Below are 4,844 nucleotides of genomic sequence, written 5' to 3' on the forward strand. Positions count from 1 at the left end.
TGCTCACTGATGATCCGGCTCTTGCGGCGGGGTCCGCCGACCACCCGGTCCACTGCCTCTTCCAGCGCGGCGCCGGTGATGACGGTGCCGTTCTCGCGGGCGGTCAGCAGCGCCGCCTCGTTGATGACGTTGGCCAGGTCGGCGCCGGTCATGCCGACGGTTCGTTTGGCCAGCCCGTCGAAGTTGACGTCGGGGCCGAACGGTTTGCCGTTGGAGTGCACTCGCAGCACCGCCCGCCGGCCGGCCAGGTCGGGGCTGGAGACCGGGATCTGACGGTCGAAACGCCCGGGCCGAAGCAGCGCGGGGTCGAGGATGTCGGGCCGGTTGGTGGCCGCGATCAGGATCACACCGGCGCGATCGCCGAAACCGTCCATTTCGACCAACAGCTGGTTGAGCGTCTGCTCGCGTTCGTCGTGACCACCGCCCAGCCCGGCGCCGCGCTGACGGCCCACCGCGTCGATCTCGTCGACGAAGATGATGCACGGGCTGTTCTGCTTGGCCTGGTCGAATAGGTCACGGACGCGGGACGCGCCAACACCGACGAACATCTCGACAAAATCCGAGCCGGAAATGGTGAAGAACGGGACCCCGGCCTCGCCAGCCACTGCGCGGGCCAACAGAGTCTTACCGGTTCCCGGCGGCCCGTAAAGCAGCACGCCCTTGGGAATCTTGGCGCCAAGCGCCTGGTATCGCGACGGGTTCTGCAGGAAGTCCTTGATCTCGTAGAGCTCCTCGACCGCCTCGTCGGCGCCGGCGACGTCGGCGAACGTGGTCTTGGGCATGTCCTTAGAAAGCTGCTTGGCCCGCGATTTGCCGAAGCCGAAACCCATCCGCGCGCCGCCCTGCATGCGGGAAAACATCATGAACAAGCCGACCAACAGCAGCAACGGCAGCACGTAGATCAACAGCGATCCCAGGATGTTTCCCTGGTTGACGACGGTGCTGACCTGGGCGTCTTTACTGGTCAACGCGTCGAACAACGGAACCGCATAACCGGTGGGGTACTTGGTGATGATCTTGTCCGACCCATCGGTGCCGGTGGCGGGCTTTTTCAGCGTTATCCGCACCTGCTGTTCGCGATCGTCGATCTGTGCGCTCTTGATGTTGCCGCCCTTGATTTGGGCCATCGCTACAGAGGTGTCGACCGGCTTATAGCCGCGGGTGTCATCGCTGAAGTAGAAGAATGACCAACCAAGCAGCAGCACCACAGCAATCGCCGTGAGCGTGCGGATCACAGTTTTACGGTTCATCAATCATCGGCCGCCGCCGGCCAGGTCCTTCCCAATACACACAGCTGGAATAGTCCAGGTTACCGCCAGTGGTGATCGCCAGCCCGGCCAAGGCCGGGCGCAGCAAGGCGCGGCAGCCGCCAGGGCGAAAATCATGCCGTTTGGATCTGCCGCAAAAAACAACGAATGGCGGTTCCCGGGCGATTGCCATCACCGCCGGACCCCACCGCCGAACACCTTTCGGGCGGACCGGGGGTGTGCTTTGGTGAGACAGTGCCTGAAAGCGTCCCGATCACCGAACGCATTATTGACACCAATGGCGTGCAGCTGCGCACCGTCGAGGCGGGTGAGCCCGGCGCACCGCTAGTCGTGCTGGCCCACGGCTTTCCGGAACTCGCCTATTCATGGCGCCACCAGATCCCCGCGCTGGCCGCCGCCGGATATCACGTGCTGGCCCCGGATCAGCGAGGCTACGGCGGCTCCAGCCGACCCGACGACATCTCTGCCTACAACGTCGCTGAGCTGTCCGCCGATGTCATCGGCTTGCTCGACGACGTCGGCGCCGAGCGGGCGGTGCTGATCGGTCACGACTGGGGTGCGCCGGTGGTGTGGGGCTCGGCGCAACTGCATCCCGACCGGGTGGCGGCCGTGGTCGGTTTGAGCGTTCCGCCGGTCCCGCGCGCCCAGGTCCCGCCTACACAGGCGTTTCGCATGCTGTTCGGCGACAACTTCTTCTACATGCTCTATTTCCAAAAGCCCGGGGTCGCCGACGCCGAACTGGCTGCCGACCCGGGCAGAACCCTGCGACGGATGTTCGGCAGTCTGAGCGCATCGGGTGACCCTGCTGACGCGATGCGGATGATCGCACCAGGGTCGGAGGGCTTCATCGAGCGGCTGCCCGAACCCGACGGCCTGCCGAGCTGGATCAGCGCCGACGAACTCGACCACTACATCGCCGAGTTCAGCCGCACCGGGTTCACCGGCGGCCTGAACTGGTACCGCAACCTGGACCGCAACTGGGAGCTGATGGCCGACCCACCGGCGGCCACCATCGCGATACCGTCGCTGTTCATCGCCGGCACCGACGATCCCGTCGGGAGCTTCATGCGCCGCGACCGTACCGCCGAGGTGGTGACCGGTCCCTACCGCGAGGTGATGATCGAGGGCGCCGGCCACTGGCTGCAGCAGGAGTGCCCCGATCAGGTCAACGAGGTAGTGCTGGACTTCCTGTCGGGCGTGAAGCCGTGACGAGCCGCCCGCTGAAGTTCGGCGTTTTCATCACTCCGTTTCACCCGACCGGCCAATCACCCACCGCGGCACTCGAATACGACATGGAGCGAGTGGTCGCGCTGGACCGCTTGGGCTTCGACGAAGCGTGGTTCGGGGAGCACCACTCCGGCGGCTACGAGCTGATCGCCTGCCCGGAGGTGTTCATCGCCGCCGCGGCCGAACGGACCAAGCACATCCGGCTCGGTACCGGTGTGGTGTCGCTGCCCTACCACCATCCGCTGATGGTGGCAGACCGCTGGGTGTTGCTGGATCACCTGACCCGCGGGCGGGTGATGTTCGGCACCGGTCCGGGCGCCCTGCCGTCGGACGCCTACATGATGGGCATCGATCCGGTCGAGCAGCGCCGGATGATGCATGAATCGCTCGACGCGATCCTGGCGTTGTTCCGCGCCGCACCCGGGGAGCGGATCAACCGCCACTCGGACTGGTTCACGCTTCGCGATGCTCAACTGCACATCCGCCCCTACACTTGGCCTTATCCGGAAATCTCAACGGCAGCAATGATTTCGCCGTCTGGACCGCGACTCGCGGGGGCGCTGGGCACGTCGCTGCTTTCGTTGTCGATGTCGGTACCGGGCGGCTACGCGGCTTTGGAAAATACCTGGGAAGTCGTGTGCGAACAAGCCGGCAAAGCCGGACACGAGGAGCCCGACCGTGCCAACTGGCGAGTGCTGGGCATCCTGCATCTGGCCGACAGCCGAGATCAGGCCATTGACGACTGCACCTACGGTCTGCAGGACTTCGCGAAGTACTTCGGCGCTGCCGGGTTCGTGCCGCTGGCCAACCTGGTCGAGGGCGCGCAGTCGCCGCGCGAATTCGTCGAAGATTATGCGTCGAGGGGTAATTGCTGCATCGGAACCCCCGAGGAGGCGATCGGCTACATCGAAGATCTGCTAACCCGGTCGGGTGGATTCGGCGGATTCCTGTTGCTCGGCCACGACTGGGCATCGCCACAGGCGACCTATCACTCCTATGATCTGTTCGCCCGCAAGGTGATTCCACATTTCAAAGGGCAGTTGGAGGCACCTCGGGCATCGCATGAATGGGCCAAGGGCATGCGTGACCAACTGCTTGGCCGCGCCGGCGAGGCCGTGGTCAAGGCGATCACTGAGCACACCGATGAACTCAAGATGGAAAGCGAGACCACCTGATGCGCGCCGCGGTATTACGCGAAGGCCGCATGGTCTATCGCGACGACGTGCCCGATCCCGTTCCCGGGCCGGGCCAGGTTTTGGTCGGCGTGCGATCGTGTGGGATCTGCGGCTCCGACCTGCATTTCGCCGCCCACGGCGCCGAGGTGCTGTCGCTGAGCGGTCAAATGGCAGACAGTCTCGGCGGTGGCATGAACGTGGACTTGAACCACGACATCTTCATGGGCCACGAGTTCAGCGCGGAGGTGCTCGACGCCGGGCCCGACACCGAAACATTTCCGTCGGGAACCCTAGTCACGTCGATACCGGTGCTGATCTCGGGACAACACGTCGAACCGATCGTCTACAGCAACAGGACGCTTGGTGGCTACGCCGAGCGCATGCTGCTTTCGGCGCCGCTGCTGCTGGCCATTCCCAACGGCTTGGACCATCGCCATGCCGCTTTGACCGAACCGATGGCGGTCGGCCTGCACGCCGTGAACAAGTCGGGCGTTCAGCCAGGCGAGACCGCGCTGGTGGTCGGTTGCGGTCCGATCGGCATCGCCGTGATCGCTGCCCTGCGCGCGCGCGGAATAGAAAGCATTGTGGCAGCAGACTTTTCGCCGAAGCGGCGCGAGCTCGCCACTGGGATGGGCGCGCACCAGACCCTCGACCCCGCGCAGGGCTCTCCCTTTGACACCGTCAGTCCCGCTGTGGTATTCGAGGCGGTCGGGGTCCCCGGAATCATCGATGACCTAATGCGCAGGGCCAGGCACGGCACTCGACTCGTCGTTGTGGGCGTGTGCATGCAGCCCGACACCTTGCATCCGTTCTTCGCCATTGCCAAGGAGATCAACGTCCAGTTCGTCCTCGCCTACGATCCGACGGAATTCGCCGATTCCTTGCGCGCAATTGCCGAAGGTGACATCGACGTCGCTCCGATCATCACCGGCGACGTCGGCCTCGAGGAGGTCGGCGCAGCTTTCGACGATCTCGCCGACCCCGAACGGCACTGCAAGATCTTGGTTACACCCTAGGTCTGCATCATCCCCCGGCCGGCGGATGTGGCACCACGGTCGGCTTGAAACCATAACGGGGAGAAGCAAACTGTAGGCCTCCTCGGCTGCTGGCGCCCATCACGGGCAACCCGCCTAACGTGGTCGCGGCGGGCTCGGCGGCAACCGGAGTGCCGAGG

At 64.8% G+C, this 4,844-nt stretch carries 5 protein-coding genes; 3 read left to right on the forward strand and 2 right to left on the reverse strand.

What is annotated here, in order from left to right; translation table 11 throughout:
• Nucleotides 1-1,250 (reverse strand): ATP-dependent metallopeptidase FtsH/Yme1/Tma family protein (locus WBF82_RS03995; protein WP_424381804.1); only part of this gene is annotated, 1,250 nt, incomplete at its 3' end.
• 252 nt (nucleotides 1,251-1,502) lie between these two features.
• On the opposite strand from WBF82_RS03995, the gene WBF82_RS04000 reads away from it, so the two are divergent.
• Genes WBF82_RS04000 through WBF82_RS04010 form a run of 3 tightly spaced genes read left to right on the forward strand, consistent with a single transcriptional unit; the run spans nucleotide 1,503 to nucleotide 4,686 of the window.
• Nucleotides 1,503-2,477, forward strand: a complete 975-nt coding sequence (locus WBF82_RS04000; protein WP_424381805.1) for an alpha/beta hydrolase — start codon at nucleotides 1,503-1,505, stop codon at nucleotides 2,475-2,477.
• Nucleotides 2,474-3,670, forward strand: coding sequence for an LLM class flavin-dependent oxidoreductase (locus WBF82_RS04005; RefSeq protein WP_424381806.1), 1,197 nt, complete (start codon nucleotides 2,474-2,476; stop codon nucleotides 3,668-3,670). Before WBF82_RS04000 ends, WBF82_RS04005 begins: the two co-directional genes overlap by 4 nt.
• Complete coding sequence (locus WBF82_RS04010; RefSeq protein WP_424381807.1) at nucleotides 3,670-4,686, forward strand: zinc-binding dehydrogenase; 1,017 nt, start codon at nucleotides 3,670-3,672, stop codon at nucleotides 4,684-4,686. Before WBF82_RS04005 ends, WBF82_RS04010 begins: the two co-directional genes overlap by 1 nt.
• 7 nt (nucleotides 4,687-4,693) lie before the next feature.
• On the opposite strand, the gene WBF82_RS04015 is transcribed toward WBF82_RS04010, so the two are convergent.
• Nucleotides 4,694-4,844 (reverse strand): PPE family protein, SVP subgroup (locus tag WBF82_RS04015; protein WP_424381808.1); only part of this gene is annotated, 151 nt, incomplete at its 5' end.

The organism is Mycobacterium sp., assembly GCF_049673265.1.
Taxonomy (GTDB): Bacteria; Actinomycetota; Actinomycetes; order Mycobacteriales; family Mycobacteriaceae; genus Mycobacterium.

Coding starts and splice junctions, on each gene's coding strand:
- WBF82_RS04010 (WP_424381807.1), top strand. CDS start 3,670: ATGCGCGCCGCGGTATTACGCGAAGGCCGCATGGTCTATCGCGACGAC.